19 protein-coding genes are annotated in these 17573 nt (G+C 54.7%); 9 read left to right on the top strand and 10 right to left on the bottom strand.

All coding sequences use genetic code 11. From position 1 onward, the window contains the following. Nucleotides 1-235 precede the first annotated feature (235 nt). The 3 genes from pfkB (at nucleotide 236) to AC4IBF_RS12665 (ending at nucleotide 2531) form a co-directional block, all read left to right on the top strand. On the top strand, nucleotides 236-1168 hold the full coding sequence (pfkB, locus tag AC4IBF_RS12655; protein ID WP_491463321.1) for a 6-phosphofructokinase II: 933 nt from the start codon (nucleotides 236-238) through the stop codon (nucleotides 1166-1168). A gap of 106 nt (nucleotides 1169-1274) precedes the next feature. Then, complete coding sequence (gene ghoS, locus AC4IBF_RS12660; RefSeq protein ID WP_133294211.1) at nucleotides 1275-1565, top strand: type V toxin-antitoxin system endoribonuclease antitoxin GhoS; 291 nt, start codon at nucleotides 1275-1277, stop codon at nucleotides 1563-1565. 105 nt (nucleotides 1566-1670) lie between these two features. Continuing rightward, complete coding sequence (locus tag AC4IBF_RS12665) at nucleotides 1671-2531, top strand: fructosamine kinase family protein (protein WP_024909435.1); 861 nt, start codon at nucleotides 1671-1673, stop codon at nucleotides 2529-2531. A gap of 36 nt (nucleotides 2532-2567) precedes the next feature. Here the strand turns inward: AC4IBF_RS12665 and AC4IBF_RS12670 are convergent, their stop codons facing one another. Then, complete coding sequence (locus tag AC4IBF_RS12670; RefSeq protein ID WP_023311291.1) at nucleotides 2568-3104, bottom strand: YniB family protein; 537 nt, start codon at nucleotides 3102-3104, stop codon at nucleotides 2568-2570. A gap of 148 nt (nucleotides 3105-3252) precedes the next feature. On the opposite strand from AC4IBF_RS12670, the gene hxpB reads away from it, so the two are divergent. The 3 genes from hxpB to AC4IBF_RS12685 all read left to right on the top strand — a co-directional run bounded on the left by hxpB (nucleotide 3253) and on the right by AC4IBF_RS12685 (nucleotide 6135). Further along, nucleotides 3253-3924 (top strand): hexitol phosphatase HxpB, encoded by a 672-nt coding sequence (gene hxpB / locus AC4IBF_RS12675; RefSeq protein ID WP_491462862.1) that lies wholly within the window; start codon nucleotides 3253-3255, stop codon nucleotides 3922-3924. 101 nt (nucleotides 3925-4025) lie between these two features. Continuing rightward, the gene (locus tag AC4IBF_RS12680) at nucleotides 4026-4616 is read left to right on the top strand and encodes a metal-dependent hydrolase (protein WP_014883483.1); all 591 of its coding nucleotides are present in this window, start codon (nucleotides 4026-4028) and stop codon (nucleotides 4614-4616) included. A 127-nt stretch (nucleotides 4617-4743) separates the two neighbouring features. Further along, the gene (locus AC4IBF_RS12685) at nucleotides 4744-6135 is read left to right on the top strand and encodes an L-cystine transporter (RefSeq protein ID WP_111965608.1); all 1392 of its coding nucleotides are present in this window, start codon (nucleotides 4744-4746) and stop codon (nucleotides 6133-6135) included. Between the two features lie 49 nt (nucleotides 6136-6184). Here the strand turns inward: AC4IBF_RS12685 and cedA are convergent, their stop codons facing one another. After that, nucleotides 6185-6424: a cell division activator CedA gene (gene cedA / locus AC4IBF_RS12690; protein ID WP_024909438.1), complete on the bottom strand. Its 240-nt coding sequence runs from the start codon at nucleotides 6422-6424 to the stop codon at nucleotides 6185-6187. A gap of 203 nt (nucleotides 6425-6627) precedes the next feature. On the opposite strand from cedA, the gene katE reads away from it, so the two are divergent. Then, on the top strand, nucleotides 6628-8877 hold the full coding sequence (gene katE / locus AC4IBF_RS12695) for a catalase HPII (protein ID WP_136194711.1): 2250 nt from the start codon (nucleotides 6628-6630) through the stop codon (nucleotides 8875-8877). A gap of 88 nt (nucleotides 8878-8965) precedes the next feature. Here the strand turns inward: katE and chbG are convergent, their stop codons facing one another. The 7 genes from chbG to osmE form a co-directional block, all read right to left on the bottom strand. Beyond that, the gene (gene chbG, locus AC4IBF_RS12700) at nucleotides 8966-9715 is read right to left on the bottom strand and encodes a chitin disaccharide deacetylase (RefSeq protein WP_133294209.1); all 750 of its coding nucleotides are present in this window, start codon (nucleotides 9713-9715) and stop codon (nucleotides 8966-8968) included. An 11-nt stretch (nucleotides 9716-9726) separates the two neighbouring features. Then, nucleotides 9727-11082 carry a 6-phospho-beta-glucosidase gene (locus AC4IBF_RS12705; RefSeq protein ID WP_133294208.1) on the bottom strand — a complete coding sequence of 452 codons (1356 nt, stop codon included), beginning with the start codon at nucleotides 11080-11082 and terminating at the stop codon, nucleotides 9727-9729. 109 nt (nucleotides 11083-11191) lie between these two features. Beyond that, on the bottom strand, nucleotides 11192-12010 hold the full coding sequence (chbR, locus tag AC4IBF_RS12710) for a transcriptional regulator ChbR (RefSeq protein WP_029740446.1): 819 nt from the start codon (nucleotides 12008-12010) through the stop codon (nucleotides 11192-11194). A 29-nt stretch (nucleotides 12011-12039) separates the two neighbouring features. Next, nucleotides 12040-12387, bottom strand: a complete 348-nt coding sequence (chbA, locus tag AC4IBF_RS12715; RefSeq protein WP_111965604.1) for a PTS N,N'-diacetylchitobiose transporter subunit IIA — start codon at nucleotides 12385-12387, stop codon at nucleotides 12040-12042. Between the two features lie 47 nt (nucleotides 12388-12434). Next, the gene (gene chbC, locus AC4IBF_RS12720; RefSeq protein WP_032657878.1) at nucleotides 12435-13793 is read right to left on the bottom strand and encodes a PTS N,N'-diacetylchitobiose transporter subunit IIC; all 1359 of its coding nucleotides are present in this window, start codon (nucleotides 13791-13793) and stop codon (nucleotides 12435-12437) included. A gap of 79 nt (nucleotides 13794-13872) precedes the next feature. Further along, complete coding sequence (gene chbB / locus AC4IBF_RS12725; RefSeq protein WP_491462863.1) at nucleotides 13873-14190, bottom strand: PTS N,N'-diacetylchitobiose transporter subunit IIB; 318 nt, start codon at nucleotides 14188-14190, stop codon at nucleotides 13873-13875. Between the two features lie 281 nt (nucleotides 14191-14471). Further along, nucleotides 14472-14816, bottom strand: coding sequence for an osmotically-inducible lipoprotein OsmE (gene osmE, locus AC4IBF_RS12730; protein ID WP_010430142.1), 345 nt, complete (start codon nucleotides 14814-14816; stop codon nucleotides 14472-14474). Between the two features lie 232 nt (nucleotides 14817-15048). Between osmE and nadE the strand changes: the two genes are divergently transcribed. Further along, a complete protein-coding gene (gene nadE / locus AC4IBF_RS12735) occupies nucleotides 15049-15876 on the top strand; it encodes an NAD(+) synthase (protein WP_111965602.1) in 828 nt (275 codons plus the stop codon). 114 nt (nucleotides 15877-15990) lie between these two features. Beyond that, nucleotides 15991-16869, top strand: a complete 879-nt coding sequence (gene cho / locus AC4IBF_RS12740; protein ID WP_133294207.1) for an excinuclease Cho — start codon at nucleotides 15991-15993, stop codon at nucleotides 16867-16869. Here cho and ves read toward each other — a convergent pair. After that, nucleotides 16847-17404 carry an environmental stress-induced protein Ves gene (gene ves / locus AC4IBF_RS12745; protein ID WP_348942677.1) on the bottom strand — a complete coding sequence of 186 codons (558 nt, stop codon included), beginning with the start codon at nucleotides 17402-17404 and terminating at the stop codon, nucleotides 16847-16849. The two genes, cho and ves, sit on opposite strands and share 23 nt — an antisense overlap. Nucleotides 17405-17573 lie beyond the last annotated feature (169 nt).

Raw genomic sequence — 17573 nt, forward strand, 5'->3', positions numbered from 1 at the left:
GATCAATGACAAGGCGTCCAGAGAAAGGTAACAAATTATAAAAAGCCGCAAATAACATAGCAATGTTTTCTTATTTCATTTTTTGAATAAGAACGATCTCAAAAAGCGTTTTATTTTATATATCTCCGGCCTGACTTTTATTCAGTATTCATATTTAAAATCATACTGTTATTTACATTGCCTTCCTGACAAATGGTGCCAGACTAAAAGGAACCCATGCTAAAAGGAGGTAATGATGGTTTCTATCTACACCCTGACGCTCTCCCCTTCCCTTGATTCCGCCACCCTGACGCCGCAGATTTACCCGGAAGGTAAATTGCGCTGTAGCGCCCCGGTCTTTGAGCCTGGCGGCGGCGGGATCAACGTGGCACGCGCCATTACCCATCTCGGTGGCAAAGCCACGGCCATTTTTCCCGCAGGTGGTGCTACCGGTGAACACCTGGTCTCTCTGCTGGCCGATGAACAGGTGGCCGTAGACACCGTCGAGGTGAAAGACTGGACGCGGCAAAACCTGCATGTCCACGTGGGATCCAGCGGCGAACAGTACCGGTTTGTCATGCCGGGCGCGAAACTTACCGATGACGAGTTCCGTCAGCTTGAAGAAAAAGTGCTGACGATAGAAAGCGGCGCGCTGCTGGTGGTAAGCGGCAGCCTGCCGCCTGGCGTCAGCCCGGAAAAATTGACGGCGCTGATTCAGGCTGCACAGCAACGCGGTATCCGCTGCATCGTTGACAGCAGCGGCGAGGCCCTGCAGGCGGCACTGGTGCCGGGCAATCTGGAGCTGGTCAAACCCAACCAGAAAGAGTTAAGCGCTCTGGTCAACCGCGAACTGACGCAGCCTGACGATGTTCGCACCGCCGCACAGGAGCTGGTGCGCAGCGGCAAAGCGCGGCGCGTGGTGGTTTCCCTTGGCCCTCAGGGGGCGCTTGCAGTCGATGAATCGTCATCCGTTCAGGTTGTTCCGCCGCCGATGAAGAGTCAGAGCACGGTTGGCGCGGGTGACAGCATGGTGGGCGCGATGACGCTTAAGCTGGCGCAGGGCGCGTCTCTGCTCGAAATGACATGCTACGGCGTGGCGGCGGGTAGCGCCGCCACCATCAACCAGGGCACGCGTCTCTGTTCACTTGCCGATACGCAAAAAATCGTCGATTACCTGTCCCGAAATTAACGCCTGTTCCCCTTCGTCTTTACGGAGGGGAATGTCATCACCGAGTCGCCAAACGCAAACTATCGACTATGCTAAGAAAACTTCCATGATAACAATGAGGTGAATTATGAGCAGTGGTGACATCACACGCTACGTCGTGACCATCAACCTTCATGAGGCATCGCTGACCGAGCTGAATGAGCTCAACAACGCCTTCACCCGGGCTAATTTTCTCCTCACGCTGACGGATGACGAAGGCAATATTCATGATTTAGGCACCCTGACATTTGGTCTGATCGGCGCCCTGAATCAGGAAGAGGTTCAAGCGCTGGCCGCCAGTCTGGTGGAGAGCGTGACCGACAAGCCTGGTGAAATTAACGTGGATACCTGGGAAAGCTGGCGAAAAAAAGAACAATAAGTGCGCTGCATGAATTTAAACCGCTCAGGTGTGCGTTAGTTCGTATTTTTTTACCGCAATTATGCGCTAACTTTATGATCTGGCAGACAACATGGGAGAGTGAACATGTGGCAGGCTATCAGTCATCTTTTACGTGAGCAGCTGGGTGAAGGTGAAATTGAACTGCGTAACGAACTGCCAGGCGGTGAGATCCACGCCGCGTGGCATTTACGCTACGCAGGGCGCGATCTTTTCGTTAAATGCGATGAACGAGAGCTGCTTCCGATATTTACCGCCGAAGCCGATCAGCTGGAGCTGTTGTCGCGCAGTAAAACGGTGACGGTCCCACAGGTTCTGGCCGTAGGTAGCGACCGCGATTACAGTTTCCTAGTGATGGAGTACCTCCCCGCCCGTCCGCTGGACGCGCATAATGCATTCATTCTTGGCCAGCAGCTAGCGCGCCTCCATCAGTGGAGCGACCAGCCGCAGTTTGGGCTCGATTTTGACAACGACCTCTCCACCACGCCACAACCCAATGCCTGGCAGCGTCGCTGGTCGACTTTTTTTGCCGAGCAGCGCATTGGCTGGCAGCTTGAACTTGCCGCCGAAAAAGGGCTGGAATTTGGCAATATTGATGCCATCGTCGAGCATGTTCAGCAGCGTCTGGCCTCCCACCAGCCTCAGGCGTCTCTGCTTCACGGCGACTTATGGTCCGATAACTGCGCGCTGGGTCCAAACGGCCCCTACATCTTCGACCCGGCCTGCTACTGGGGTGACAGAGAGTGCGATCTTGCCATGCTGCCGCTTCATCCGGAGCAGCCGCCGCAAATATATGACGGATACCAGTCGGTTTCTCCCCTGCCGCCCGGTTTCCTCGACCGCCAGCCGGTGTATCAGCTTTATACGCTGATGAACCGGGCCATACTTTTTGGTGGAGAACACCTGGTTAACGCCCAGCGGGCGCTTGAGCGTATGCTTGCCGCCTGAGACGCGAACGGGTGGCTATGCAGCCACCCGTGTCGCTTACAGAAAACCGAGCAGTGAGAAGAAGAAATATCCCGCCACAATGATAATCACGGGAAGAATATAGAGCGGGAAAATTTGCAGGAAAATGGTGTGACGCGGCACAACAATGCGGGATTCAATCTGCTCCCGACTCATGCCTTCCGGGCCTTTGGCCTGCTCCAGAATCAACTGATCCTCAACGCCTTCGCGTAAAAAGCGCGTCTGACGGCTCATTCGCGCCCCAGAGGCCTGCAGTGCCAGCGCGACAAAGATCAGGGCGTATATCACCCAAAAGCCGATATTCAGCTGTTGATGAAAATCCGGGGTGGGTGAGTTAAACCAGAAGACATTCAAAAATGGCGTATTGAAACGCATCATCTCAATCATAACATGCGCAAAATCAAGCATTACCGCATTGATACCCGGCTGTTTTTCGCTGTGGTCGTACATAAATTTGAGTACAGAAATCAGCGTAGAAATGACGGCAGGAATAAAAATCACCCAGCCTGCAATACGTTTTAAGACCGCAATGCGTCCAGCTTGTTGATACGTCATCAGTTCCTCTTCATAAAGACGCGTTATTTGTGCCTAAGTCTACCTGCTGGTCATCAATTTCGCCCGCTCTTTAAAAGCAATATGCTAAATTGCAGATTGTGCTTAGCACTTATCGTCTGTCGTACACCCTGGATAAGGAGACGTTGTGATGTCGACACCGCGCCAAATTCTTGCCGCAATTTTTGACATGGATGGATTACTGATCGATTCCGAACCGCTGTGGGATCGCGCCGAACTGGACGTTATGGCCAGCCTGGGCGTGGATATCAGCCGCCGTAATGAACTACCCGATACGCTGGGCCTGCGCATCGACATGGTGGTTGACCTGTGGTTTGCCCAACAGCCGTGGACTGGACCGGGGCGAGACGAGGTGACCGCACGCATTATCAGCCGTGCCATTTCGCTGGTGGAAGAGAATAGACCACTGCTGCCCGGCGTACGTGAGGCCGTCGCGCTGTGTAAAGCCCAGGGGCTGAAGGTCGGACTGGCCTCGGCTTCACCGCTGCATATGCTGGAAAAAGTGCTCGTCATGTTTGAACTGCGCGACAGTTTCGACGCGCTGGCGTCCGCTGAAAAATTGCCTTACAGCAAGCCGCACCCGCAGGTCTATCTGGACTGCGCCGCTAAGCTCGGCCTGGATCCCCTCAACTGCGTTGCGATGGAAGACTCCGTTAACGGCATGGTCGCCTCTAAAGCCGCGCGGATGCGCTCCATTGTGGTGCCTGCGGAAGAAGGCCGCCACGATCCCCGGTTTGCCCTCGCCGATGTGAAGCTAAATTCACTGGCAGAACTCACGGCGCATCATCTGCAGGGCGGTTAAGGCCCTCCTCCGGTTTGTGACAAACAGTTACACCGTCACCTCTTCCGCCTACTGTATAAAAACCCTATACTGTATGAATTGACAGTTTTGTGGGTTTTATCATGACGGCGGAAGGCCACCTGCTTTTTTCAATCGCGTGCGCAGTATTTGCCAAAAACGCTGAACTTACCCCCGTGCTGGCACAGGGGGACTGGTGGCATATTGTTCCTTCCGCCGTATTGACCTGTCTGCTGCCCGACATCGACCACCCCAAGTCCTTCCTCGGACAGCGCCTGAAGTGGGTGTCTAAACCCATCGCCCGCGCGTTCGGCCACCGGGGGTTTACGCACAGCCTGCTGGCCGTGTTTGGCCTGCTGACGCTGTTCTATTTAAAAGTGCCCGAAAGCTGGATCGTCCCCGCTGACGCTATCCAGGGGATGGTGCTGGGCTATTTAAGCCATATCCTTGCCGATATGCTGACGCCTGCGGGCGTGCCGCTACTTTGGCCCTGCCGCTGGCGTTTCCGTTTTCCCATCCTTGCGCCGCAAAAAGGTAACCAGCTTGAGCGGGTATTGTGCATGGCGCTGTTTGCTTACGCCGTCTGGATGCCGCAAACGTTGCCCGAAAACAGTGCAGTCCGCTGGTCTTCCCAGATGATTAATTCGTTGCAATTTCAGTTTAATCGCTTTATTCATCACCAGATTGAACAGTAAACCAACAAAATTATCCCATTTGTCATAACCCATTCCATTTGGATATAAGCGCTACATCACACTTCTGCTAACCTTCCGCCAACAGGATCGGTAAAAACCGACCCGATAATAAATCAGGAGAACGGGGATGAATTTTCCACTCATCGCGAACGTCGTTGTGTTCGCTGTATTGCTATTGCTTCTCGCGCAGGCGCGCCACAAACAGTGGAGCCTGGCGAAAAAGGTGCTGGTTGGTCTGGCCATGGGTGTCGTATTTGGTCTGGCATTACAGGCAATTTATGGCTCCGATAATCCAGTTCTTAAAGATTCCATTCAGTGGTTCAACATCGTCGGTAACGGCTATGTCCAGCTGCTGCAGATGATCGTTATGCCGCTGGTGTTCGCCTCTATTCTGAGCGCCGTTGCCCGCCTGCATAACGCGACTCAGCTGGGAAAAATCAGCTTCCTGACCATTGGTACGCTGCTGTTCACCACGCTGATTGCCGCGCTGGTGGGTGTGCTGGTCACCAACCTGTTTGGCCTGACCGCAGAAGGCCTGGTTCAGGGTACCGCTGAAACGGCGCGTCTGACCGCGATTCAGACCAACTACGTTGGTAAAGTGGCTGATCTGACCGTGCCGCAGATGGTGCTCTCCTTCATTCCGAAGAACCCGTTTGCTGACCTGACCGGTGCGAGCCCAACCTCGATCATCAGCGTGGTTATTTTCGCCGCGTTCCTGGGCGTAGCGGCGCTGAAGCTGCTGAAAGACGACGCGCCTAAAGGCGAACGCGTGCTGACCGCGATTGACACCCTGCAAAGCTGGGTGATGAAGCTGGTTCGTCTGGTCATGCAGCTCACCCCGTACGGCGTGCTGGCGCTGATGACCAAAGTGGTTGCAGGCTCTAACCTGCAGGACATCATCAAGCTGGGCAGCTTCGTTGTCGCCTCTTATCTGGGCCTGGGCATTATGTTCGTGGTGCACGGCATCCTGCTGGGCGTGAACGGCGTCAGCCCGCTGAAGTACTTCCGTAAAGTCTGGCCGGTACTGACCTTTGCCTTCACCAGCCGCTCCAGCGCCGCGTCTATCCCGCTGAACGTGGAAGCGCAGACCCGTCGTCTGGGCGTGCCTGAATCCATCGCCAGCTTCTCTGCCTCCTTTGGTGCTACCATTGGTCAGAACGGCTGTGCGGGTCTGTACCCGGCGATGCTGGCGGTGATGGTTGCTCCTACAGTCGGCATCAACCCACTTGATCCGGTCTGGATCGCCACGCTGGTCGGGATTGTTACCGTAAGCTCCGCAGGCGTTGCGGGTGTTGGCGGTGGCGCAACCTTCGCCGCGCTGATTGTGCTGCCTGCGCTGGGTCTGCCCGTGACGCTGGTCGCCCTGCTGATCTCCGTTGAACCGCTGATCGACATGGGTCGTACCGCGCTGAACGTGAGCGGCTCCATGACCGCCGGCACGCTGACCAGCCAGTGGCTGAAGCAGACCGACAAAACGATTCTGGAAAGTGAAGACGACGCCGAGCTGGCGCACCGTTAATCACCGTCTGAAATAAAAAAACCGCCTGATGGCGGTTTTTTTATGGCTGTTATTCCTCAACCTCTTCATCCTGGCGGATCTGCATCGCCCATCGCTGCGCTGACTCCGGCACCGTAAAGGTGGGTGAGCGACGGAAATGTTCGCCGATCAGCACAAAGGCCACGTATTTCCCCCGCAGCAGCCAGACATCGCGAAAACCCTCCACTTTCAGGGCATGGTCAGGCGGCGCGGGCTCAACGCGGGGCACATAGCTAATAACCTGGCGGTTTTGTTGACGAAGAGGTTTCATAAGCGACTGGTTCACTAAAGCAAATTCTTGAAGCAGGAAAACTCTATGATAGCCGATCCTGCTGCCTTCCGTCGCGCCCCGAGTGGGTGAGAGGGCTCCTTTCGTTAATCACGTCATGTGAAAACTCTTAGTTCGCGAACCATGTCGCGACATTGTTCTATCCTTAATAGGGTTTTTAGCAATGGATAAAGGAGAAGCGTGCAATGTCGAACAAAGATAAAACACATCAATCACCGATTCATGGCACTGAAGAATCTCAACCGGGTATGGACTCTCTCGCCCCTGCTGACGGCTCTCACCGCCCCTCGCCTGGCCCTTCCGCGCCGGGAGAACAGCCTACCGCACCGGGAAGCATGAAATCGCCGGATACGGGAAACGAGAAGCTGAAATCTCTTGAGCCACACCGTAAAGGCGGCGAAGGTTTTGCGCTCACCACCAATCAGGGCGTACGCATTGCTGACGATCAGAACTCCCTTCGCGCAGGCGCGCGCGGGCCTACCCTGCTGGAAGACTTTATCCTGCGGGAAAAAATTACCCACTTCGACCACGAGCGGATACCGGAACGTATCGTCCACGCGCGCGGTTCCGCTGCGCACGGCTACTTCCAGCCCTATAAGAGTCTGAAAGCGATCACTAAAGCGGATTTCCTCTCCGACCCGGATAAAATCACCCCGGTGTTTGTGCGTTTCTCCACCGTGCAGGGCGGTGCGGGGTCGGCAGATACCGTCCGGGATATCCGCGGCTTTGCCACCAAATTTTATACCGAAGAGGGGATTTTCGATCTGGTCGGCAACAACACCCCGGTGTTCTTTATTCAGGATGCGCATAAATTTCCTGACTTTGTCCATGCGGTAAAACCGGAGCCCCACTGGGCCATACCGCAGGGACAAAGCGCGCACGACACCTTCTGGGACTATGTCTCCCTGCAGCCTGAAACCTTACACAACGTGATGTGGGCGATGTCAGACCGAGGCATCCCCCGCAGCTACCGCACTATGGAAGGGTTTGGCATCCACACCTTCCGGATGATCAACGCCGAGGGGAAAGCCACGTTTGTCCGTTTCCACTGGAAGCCGGTGGCGGGTAAAGCCTCGCTGGTATGGGACGAGGCGCAGAAGCTGACCGGGCGCGATCCAGACTTCCATCGCCGCGAGCTGTGGGAGTCCATTGAAGCGGGCGACTTCCCGGAGTACGAGCTGGGTCTGCAGCTCATTCCGGAAGAGGACGAATTTAAGTTCGATTTCGATCTTCTGGACCCGACGAAGCTGATCCCTGAAGAGCTGGTACCGGTGCAGCTGGTAGGTAAAATGGTGCTCAACCGCAACCCGGATAACTTCTTTGCCGAAAACGAGCAGGCCGCGTTCCACCCGGGGCATATCGTGCCGGGACTGGACTTCACCAACGATCCGCTTTTGCAGGGTCGTTTGTTCTCGTACACCGATACGCAGATCAGCCGTCTTGGCGGGCCGAACTTCCACGAAATTCCGATTAACCGCCCAACATGCCCGTACCACAACTTCCAGCGCGACGGTATGCACCGTCAGGATATTGATACCAACCCGGCAAACTATGAGCCGAACTCTATCAACGATAACTGGCCGCGTGAAACCCCTCCCGGGCCGAAACGCGGTGGCTTCGAATCGTACCAGGAGCGTATCGATGGCAACAAAATTCGCGAGCGTAGCCCCTCGTTCGGCGAATATTACGCCCACCCTCGCCTGTTCTGGAACAGCCAGACGCCGATTGAGCAACAGCACATCATCGGCGGCTTCAGCTTTGAGCTGAGTAAAGTGGTGCGCACCTACATCCGCGAGCGGGTAGTCGATCAGCTGGCGCATATTGATATTCAGCTAGCCCAGAGCGTTGCGGATAACCTGGGCATTACGCTGACCGACGAGCAGCGCAATCTTGCCCCGCCGAAAGAGGTTAACGGGGTGAAAAAAGATCCGTCTCTGAGCCTGTATGCGGTGCCGGGCGGCTCGATTAAAGGCCGCGTGGTCGCCGTTCTGCTGAACGACAAAACCCGCGCCAGCGACGTGCTGGGAATTATGCAGGCGCTTAAAACCCAGGGCGTGCATGCCAAACTGCTCTATTCCCGCATGGGTGAAGTGACGGCCGACGATGGTTCTGTGCTGCCGGTCGCGGCGACCTTTGCCGGTGCGCCATCGCTGACCGTCGATGCGGTAATTGTGCCGGGCGGGGATATTGCCAGCCTGCTGACCAACGGCGACGCCGTCTATTATCTGCTGGAAGCCTATAAGCACCTGAAGCCGATCGCGCTGTCCGGCGACGCGCGACAGTTTAAGGCGCAGCTGAAGGTTGCCGATCAGGGTGAGGACGGCATTGTCGAGGGAGATAACGTTGACGATGCCTTTATGACGAAGCTGTTTGTTTTGCTCGCCGCGCACCGCGTCTGGTCGCGAAGCAGCAAGATTGACCAGATACCGGCGTAAAAAAAGCCGGGTGGCGCTTGCGCTTACCCGGCCTACATTCGATTGGTTTTGTAGGCCCGGTAAGGTAAAGCCGCCACCGGGCTTTATTTCAAAGATCCCCGAACGTCCCCAAACGATACCCTCGCTCGGCAATCGCGTATTTCAACGACGGCGACGTCAGGACATCCAGCTCCGCCAGGCGCGGCCAGCAGTAGGCGCTTTTATGCACGGTGTTATCGACAAAGGCAGGATGCGCCATGACCTCCAGCGACCGTTCCCCTCGCGCGGCGGAATCATCCAGCACCTTCAGGAACAGCGCGTCGTCAATCTCGTCGCCGTAAAATGCGCTGCTGAACCCCTCTGTGGTGGTGACAGCGCAGTCCGGCAATCCGCGCACCTCCCGATCTACGCGCATCGCGACGCCGTTGCGCTTTGCGAAATCAGCGACAATCGGGAAAATCGTCGGGATCATATGCACGTGGTGATGGCTATCGATGTGCGTCGGCGCCCTACCAAACACATCAACAAAGCGGTTGAACTGACTCTCCAGCTCGCGGGCAATCTCTTCGAGCGGCAGAGCACCCTGCTCTGCCAGTTCCCAAATCCATTTGCCCAGCTGGCCGTCGCGCGTCAGGCCCGGCATTGGAGAAAGCGGCATCCCGAGCGTCAGTACAAAATGCATGCCGACGCCCAGCTCCGGCACCTCGCGGCTCAGCTGCGCCGAGTGTTCAACCGCCTCACCATTAACCAGCGCCGTGGTAGAGGTCACCACACCCCGGCGACAGGCTTCAATAATGCCGTAGTTCTGGCCTTTCGAGAGGCCAAAATCATCAGCATTAACGATCAGCAGGTTTTCCATTGTGCGTCCTCTTATTGCTGTTTGAACTTCAGCTTCTCGATCGTAGCGGCAAAGTTTGGCAACCATTTCTCATGCGCCAGGATCATCTCGCTGGCCAGCTGCTCCGCGTCGCGGTCGGAATGCACCAGCGGGCTAAGGTTCAACGCCAGCAGCACGTCATTGAGTTCGCCGCTTAGCGCCGCATTGCTTGCCGCCACTTCAAAGCCTTTGATGGTATGAATCAGGCCCATGACCTTGTCATCGAAGCGGGTGATACGGGGATGCGGTTTAGCACCCTCGCGCCCCAGGATGCAGGTCATCTCAACCGCCCAGTCAGCCGGAATATTGTCGATATGTCCATGATGCGGCACATTCACATAGTGCTCCGCCTGCTTGTCGTTGTAGATGGCGTTGATCACTTCGCACGCCGCATCGGAGTAGTAGGCCCCGCCGCGCTGCTCCAGCTCTTTCGGTTTGACGTTCAGGTTCGGATCTTTATACAAATCGAACAGCTGCTTCTCGACCTTCTGAACGATCTGCGCACGCGCGCCGCCCTTATAGTACTCGCCCATTTCGATGGCCAGCATCTCTTTCTGCTTGAAGTAGTAAAGCAAATACGAGCAAGGCAGCAGATTCAGCGAGCGGATCAACCCTTCGCTAAACGGCAGGTCAAAGATGTTTTTCACCGATGCCGCCGTCAGGCGACCGGAAGCCACGCCGTCCAGCAGTTCGGCAAACCGTGATTTACCGTTCACGATAACGTCTTTAATGAACACCATGTGGTTCAGGCCGAACAAATCGATGGAGAGGTCGTCGCTGTCGGTCAGCTCCAGCACGTCGCGGATGAACATCTTCATGCCGATCGGAATATTACAGACGCCGATAAAACGTTTGAAGTTCGTATGCCGATAGACCGCCTCGGTCACCATCCCGGCCGGGTTGGTGAAGTTAATCACCCACGCGTTCGGGCAGATCTCCTGCACGTCTTTGACGATGTCGAAAATGACCGGGATGGTACGCAGGCCTTTAAAAAGGCCGCCCGCGCCGTTGGTCTCCTGCCCCAGATAGCCATGGCTCAGGGGAATACGTTCGTCCAGCTCACGCGCTTTCAGCTGGCCGACGCGCAGCTGGGTGGTCACGAAATCCGCATCTTTCAGCGCCAGACGACGGTCCAGGGTTTTATGCACGGTCAAAGGCACGCCGGCTTTTTCTACCATGCGCTTGCACAGGTCGAAAATAATATTCAGCTTTTCCTGACCTTCCTCAACGTCCACCAGCCATAATTCGCTGACTGGTAATTCATGATAACGTTTCAGAAAGCCTTCCAGTAATTCCGGGGTATAGCTGCTGCCGCCACCAATGGTTACGACTTTTAATTTATTCTGCATAATATCTCCCTTAGCGTATCAGGTTAATCGCCTGCAAGGTATAGCGTGCTCTTCCCGCTATTTGGGCAAGCCATTAAAGCAATATTCGTGGCGGGTAATCCGCCGACAGTTAATTAATTACCGTTAAATTTTTCCGGTAACTGTTCGGGGTAAATGACGTCAATTTCTTAAAGGTTTTAATAAACAGGCTGGGACTGCTGTATCCTGACTCGTATGCAATATCGGTGACAGAATAGTTGGTGATTTCCAGCTGTTTTTTAGCAAAATTAATGCGGATTTCATTAATAATTTGCACGGGCGTTTTACGATAATAACGCTGCGTCGCGCGGGTCAGATATTCCTGGGATTTCCCCGACAGGGAGACCATATTTTCCAGCGCATTTTCGCTGAACTGGCCTTTATCGTGCATCAGCTCAACGGTGCTGCGCAGCCACTGTGGAATATCATCCGTTACCTGCTGCTCTTCCCGATGGTGGCGCAGCCGGTTCATCACGTAGAAGGTCACCGTTTCAATAAACTCATCAAATTCATTGTCGCGGAAGTTAAGCGAGGCGATAACCGTTTCAATCCAGGTCATGAACTCGTTTTTGACCCGATAGACCTGAGAGGCCACAAAGCAGAACGGCACCAGCGGCAGATAGTGCTTCTCGAAGAAACGTCTGCTGACGCCCACGTTCAGAATGCGGGTGGCACCAAATTCGTAAAAGCTCTGGTGGTAAGACCCCATCGGCAGGAAGACGAAATCCCCTCGTTCAAGCAGGACGCGCTTACCGTTGATCTCCTGGTAGTAGCGACCGGTCAGAACAATCGTGAACTCGTAGTAGTCATGCTGGTGCAGACCGCTGGCGCTCTCCGTTTTGTTGTAGATAACCACGTGAAAATTTTTGCCGTTAAACAGCTGCTGTTCAAGCGCGGTTTTGATTTCCATCGTGCTGACCTCCTGCTACTCAGTCTGACTTACTGCATCTTCTCGTGAAGCTCAATGAGCTCCGCCACCAGCTCGCGCGCCAGCATCGAGGTCATCAGGTGATCCTGCGCGTGGACCAGCACCAGGCTGACCTTCATCTTTCCTTCGCCCTGATCGCTTTCAATCAGCTTTGTTTGCACCAGATGCGCTTCGTTAAGCGCCGTGCGGGACTGTTCCATCATGGTTTTTGCCGCGGCGAAATCCCCCTGCTTGGCCTGCTTCAGTGCGCCATAGGCCAGGCTGCGGGCCTGCCCGGAGTTGATGATAAGCCCCATCACCACTTCTTCGAGATCGTTCTCAACGGCTTCGTCTGCGACAATACTATCCAAATCTAACATGTTTAAGCTCCTTGTGGCTGGCGCGGGTTTCCCCGCGCCGGTCAATCTTAGAATTTCAGTGAGAGGGCAATATCCTCTTCGCTCTCTTCTTCATCAATGATGGTGGCGGCTTTGTTGGCAATCGCCACGAACGGCATGTACAGCAGGGTGGCAACTCCGAGGTTGAATATCGCCAGCAGGAAGGCCGCGACGCTGCCGTTGGTGTTGAAGAAGGCGCCCAGACCCGCCGGCATGGTCCACGGCGCAATGTTGGTGACCGGTGGGATGATGCCCATGTAATACGCCGTCAGGGTGATAGCGGCCAGCAGCGGCTGAATCAGGATGAACGGAATGAACATTACCGGGTTCATGATGATTGGCAGACCGAACAGAATCGGTTCGTTAATCTGGAAGATGCCTGATGGCAGCGCCAGCTTAGCGACCTGACGGTAGTCAGCACGGCGAGAGACAATAAAGACCGCGATGATCAGACCCAAGGTCGCCCCGGTACCGCCCAGGAAGATATAGGAGTCAAGCATCGGCTTCGCCCACACATGGAAGGTTTTACCCGCTGCCAGCGCCGCGTCAACGGAGCCGTACTGTTGGTAAAGCGCAACGTTTTCCAGTGCCCATGGGGTCATAATTCCGCTGTCCAGCGCGGCCAGTGCCAGTGAACCATGCACGCCAAAGAACCACAGCAGAGAGGTAAAAATCACATACGCCCAACCGACCACGCCACCCATCGACGCCAGCGGCGTAGAGATAGAGTCCATGATGATCTGGTGGAAGTTTGTGCCCCAGTGGGAGAGCGCCCAGGCGATAATCCCCATGATGGAGAGAATAATGAAGCCCGGAATCAACGCGGAAAATGAACGAGAAACAGAAGCCGGTACGCTATCCGGCAGGCGGATAACCCAGTTGCGGCGGATAATAAAGGTGAACATCTCTGCCACCACCAGACCGATAACAATACCGGAGATGATGTTGGCCCCGCCCAGCCAGTTGGCACCGACGGCATAGGCTTCACCCACGCTGTATGGCGTTACGGTCATAAAGGCGGCGACGGATAATAACCCGGCGGCCAGCGGATCCACCTTACGCTCTTCTGCCAGTGCCATCCCAATAAAGAAAGGCGCCATCAGCGACATAATCCCCAACGTACCGTTATAGACGTTGCCGCCGATGGCTTTAAAACCATTAAGGGTTTCAATAGTAGAAGCGTCTAACCGAATTCCTAATGAATAAAAGAAGGAACCTTCACCAAAGCTCAGAAAAACGTTGTTAATTAAAACGAACATGGCCCCGGCCAGCGTCAACGGCATTAATTTAATAAAGCCGTTTTTGATGGCATTAACGTGAGGCTGCTTTCCTATTTTAACAGCAAAAGGAAGGAGTACCTTTTCAAGTGAAGCGATGACTTTACTCATAGGAAAATACCCTTAAATGCCGTAACGCATGTTACGGCGTATTGTGTGTGAAATAACTCTTTGACGGGAAAAATAAAAATTAATTAACAGCTTTTTTAATGGCTGCCACAGCAGCTTTAAGAACACCTAAACCATCAATTTTGCCGTACAGCCCCGAGTCGATCACTTCGACCGGTTTATTCGGTAACAGTCGTTGAATTTCGGGCAACATATAGGCGATTTGCGGTCCCAGTAAAACGACATCGGCTCTCTGACCTTTTTCGCCCGCCAGCGTCTCGGGGAACGCTTCAATCACCACAGGGACTTCATACTTTTCAGCCTGCGCACGCATCTTTGAAACCAGAAGCGAGGTTGACATGCCCGCTGAGCAGAACAGGTAGATATGTTTCTTTTCCATCGTGATTTCCCTCTTGTATGACTACCTGCCATCGCGCTATCACTCGACTCGCTGTCCCAGCAGACAGGTAGCTTGCGTACTGTTGTTTATCGTTGGAGTGAGTATACGCAATGGTACAGACAGGGGATAATTCTGGATAGACTCAAATTGTCTCTCATTGACCTGGCTTGTTGACTCCCTTCACATTTCGGGCAAATAATTCGCGCAAAGAAATAAGATTTTCTGATGCATAAAAAAACCGGCCCTGGGGGCCGGTTTTTTACATCCTCAGGCAAGCAGGGTTACTGCGCCTTAGGTGCCTGCGGATCGGTATCGTATTCAGCACAGGTCTGATAGCCGGAGTTAATCACATGGCCGGTATCATCCAGGGCGACAAAGTAGGTTTCTGCCTTACCATCACGTTGACCCAGGATATAGGTCTGGCAGGTCCCTTTCGCATGAATCATGGTCACTTCAGAAGAAGGTTTACCGGCAATCGCAGCCACCTGCGAACGGGTCATCCCTTTTTTAACGTCTTTTACTACGGGCTGCGTAAACTGATCCTTAGTGCGATCGTAAGCCGTACACCCTGCCAGCATAGTCAGTACCGCCGCTGCGCTAAGAATTCCTGCTACGTTCTTGTTCATATTCCGTCCTCTTGTTTATCAGCGTGTTATCTAAGCATGGGATAAAAAGTACTATTGTTCAACTTTGTGAGTTACGCCAGACGAATTTCGGAAAATTCTAATAAAACAACGATAAGCTGCTAAATCGGCGCAAATTAGCGCACTCGAAACTGTGATCCTTGTCGTTTCTCGCCCAAAGGGTTAGTTTTAACAGCTAACACATTCTGTTTATGTACTGCATATGGAGGGCGTGATGGCTCTGCAACAAGAGATTATTCAGGCACTGGGCGCGAAGCCTACGGTAGATGCACATGAAGAGATCCGCCGCAGCGTGGATTTTTTAAAATCGTACTTAAAAAAGAACGCTTTCCTGAAATCCCTGGTGCTGGGCATCAGCGGCGGCCAGGATTCTACCCTGACCGGTAAACTCTGCCAGATGGCGATTTCAGAGCTTCGCGAAGAGACGGGCGATGAGACGCTGCAGTTTATCGCTGTGCGCCTTCCTTACGGCGTACAGGCGGACGAGCAGGATTGCCAGGATGCCATTGCCTTCATTCAGCCTGACCGCGTGCTGACCGTGAATATTAAGGGCTCGGTGCTGGCAAGCGAGCAGGCGCTTCGCGAAGCGGGCATTGAGCTGAGCGATTTTGTTCGCGGCAACGAGAAAGCCCGCGAACGTATGAAAGCACAGTACAGCATCGCAGGGATGACCAAAGGCGTCGTGGTCGGCACCGACCATGCGGCAGAAGCGATCACCGGTTTCTTCACCAAATACGGCGACGGCGGCACCGACATTAACCCTATCTTCCGTCTCAACAAGCGTCAGGGCAAGCAGCTGCTTGCCGCGCTGGGCTGTCCTGAGCATCTGTATAAGAAAGCGCCGACAGCCGATCTGGAGGACGATCGCCCTTCCCTGCCGGATGAAGCAGCGCTTGGCGTCACCTATGACAACATTGATGATTATCTGGAAGGCAAAAAGCTGGATGAACGTACCGCGAAAATCATCGAAGGCTGGTATCTGAAAACCGAGCACAAGCGCCACACGCCCATTACGGTGTTTGACGACTTCTGGAAAAAATAAAGCAAAACGGTAACCCCGTTTTGTAGGCCGGGTAAGGCGTCGCCGCCACCCGGCTCTTTTTTAACCACCACACTCCTGCTACACTGTATACCTGAACAGTATATGGAGCAGTATGTGAGCAGGCGTCAATCCGCCCCGCGTCTTGAGTTTGAAGCGGCGGCTATCTACGAATATCCCGAGCACCTTCGCCCCTGGCTTGAAGCATTGCCTAAACAGCCGGGCGTGTACATCTTTCACGGCGAAAGCGACACCCTGCCGCTCTACATTGGCAAGAGCGTTAACATTCGCAGTCGGGTGTTATCCCATCTGCGTACCCCGGACGAGGCCGCCATGCTGCGCCAGTCGCGACGCATTACCTGGTTCCAGACGGCCGGAGAAATGGGCGCGCTATTGCTGGAAGCGCGTTTGATTAAAGAGCAGCAGCCGCTGTTCAATAAGCGCCTGCGCCGCAACCGTCAGCTCTGCTCCCTGCAGATCAACGATGGCAAGCCGCAGGTCGTCTACGCGCGCGAGGTCGATTTTTCACATGCCCCCAATCTCTATGGGCTGTTCGCCAATAAACGCGCCGCGCTCCAGGCGCTGCAGACGCTGGCGGACGAGCTGCAGCTTTGCTACAGCCTTTTAGGTCTCGAGGCAACCACCCGCGGACGCGCCTGTTTCCGATCCGCGCTGAAGCGCTGCGCCGGTGCCTGCTGTGGGAAAGAGAGCATTGAGGCGCACCACGCCCGGCTCCTCTCCGGTCTGGGGGCCATCAGCGTGAAGTGCTGGCCCTGGGAAAGCGCCGTTGCGCTAAAAGAAGTGGGTGACGCGATGACCCAGTATCACATCGTCAATAACTGGCTCTGGCTGGGCGCTGTCGACGACATCAACGACGCGGCAACCCTGCTGCGCACGCCCGCCGGATTTGACCACGATGGCTATAAAATTCTCTGTAAGCCGGTATTAGCCGGTAAATTTGAGATCATTGTGCTCAATGACCTGGCAGCCACGTGATTTCGCTGAACAATAAGGTGCCCTGAGCCTCCAGCAGACGCAGCGTATGGGTACCCTCCTCCCAGCTGGCGCCCTGATCGGCCGTCAGAAATTTATCACCCAGCTGCCACGCCCCGCTTAACACAAATATCACGCCCCCGCGTGAGCCAAAGGTGGTAAAGGTACGGTCAGCCACGCGCACCTTCGCCCGGCAGCAGTCGCGCCGGGTCATGATGTTGAAGTCCATCGCCATCCGCCCATCGGACAGCAGCGCTTTCACCGGCAGATCGCCGGCAAAGCTGTAGGGCTGATGGTGCTTGAGGGTATGGAAAAATGCCTGACCGGCATCCAGCGTCACCTCCCCTCCTTCCAGTAACGTGATCACCCGGTCAACGCCTGGAAACGAGGAAAATTCGCCGTTGCTTGCAATAGTCGCGATACTGGCACGCCATTGAAAATCCCGCGTCGCGGGAGGGAAACAACAAATCTCACGCGTTTCACCCGCACCATTGCGCCAGAGGCTGACCGGCATCTTACGGATATCAAAGAACTCCATCACCACTCCTGAATGGCACAACCCGTGCCAGGGCAAGGATATTGCTATCGTTGCTGTCTTGTTTGTTATCGTTGGGTATTCACAGAAACAGTATCGGCAGCAGAGCGGGCAGGCCTTAGCGGAACGTTAATAAAAATTCTAACGCCATGACTCTACAAACATTCTCTGA

Source organism: Enterobacter sp. Taxon_8 (assembly GCF_058354585.1).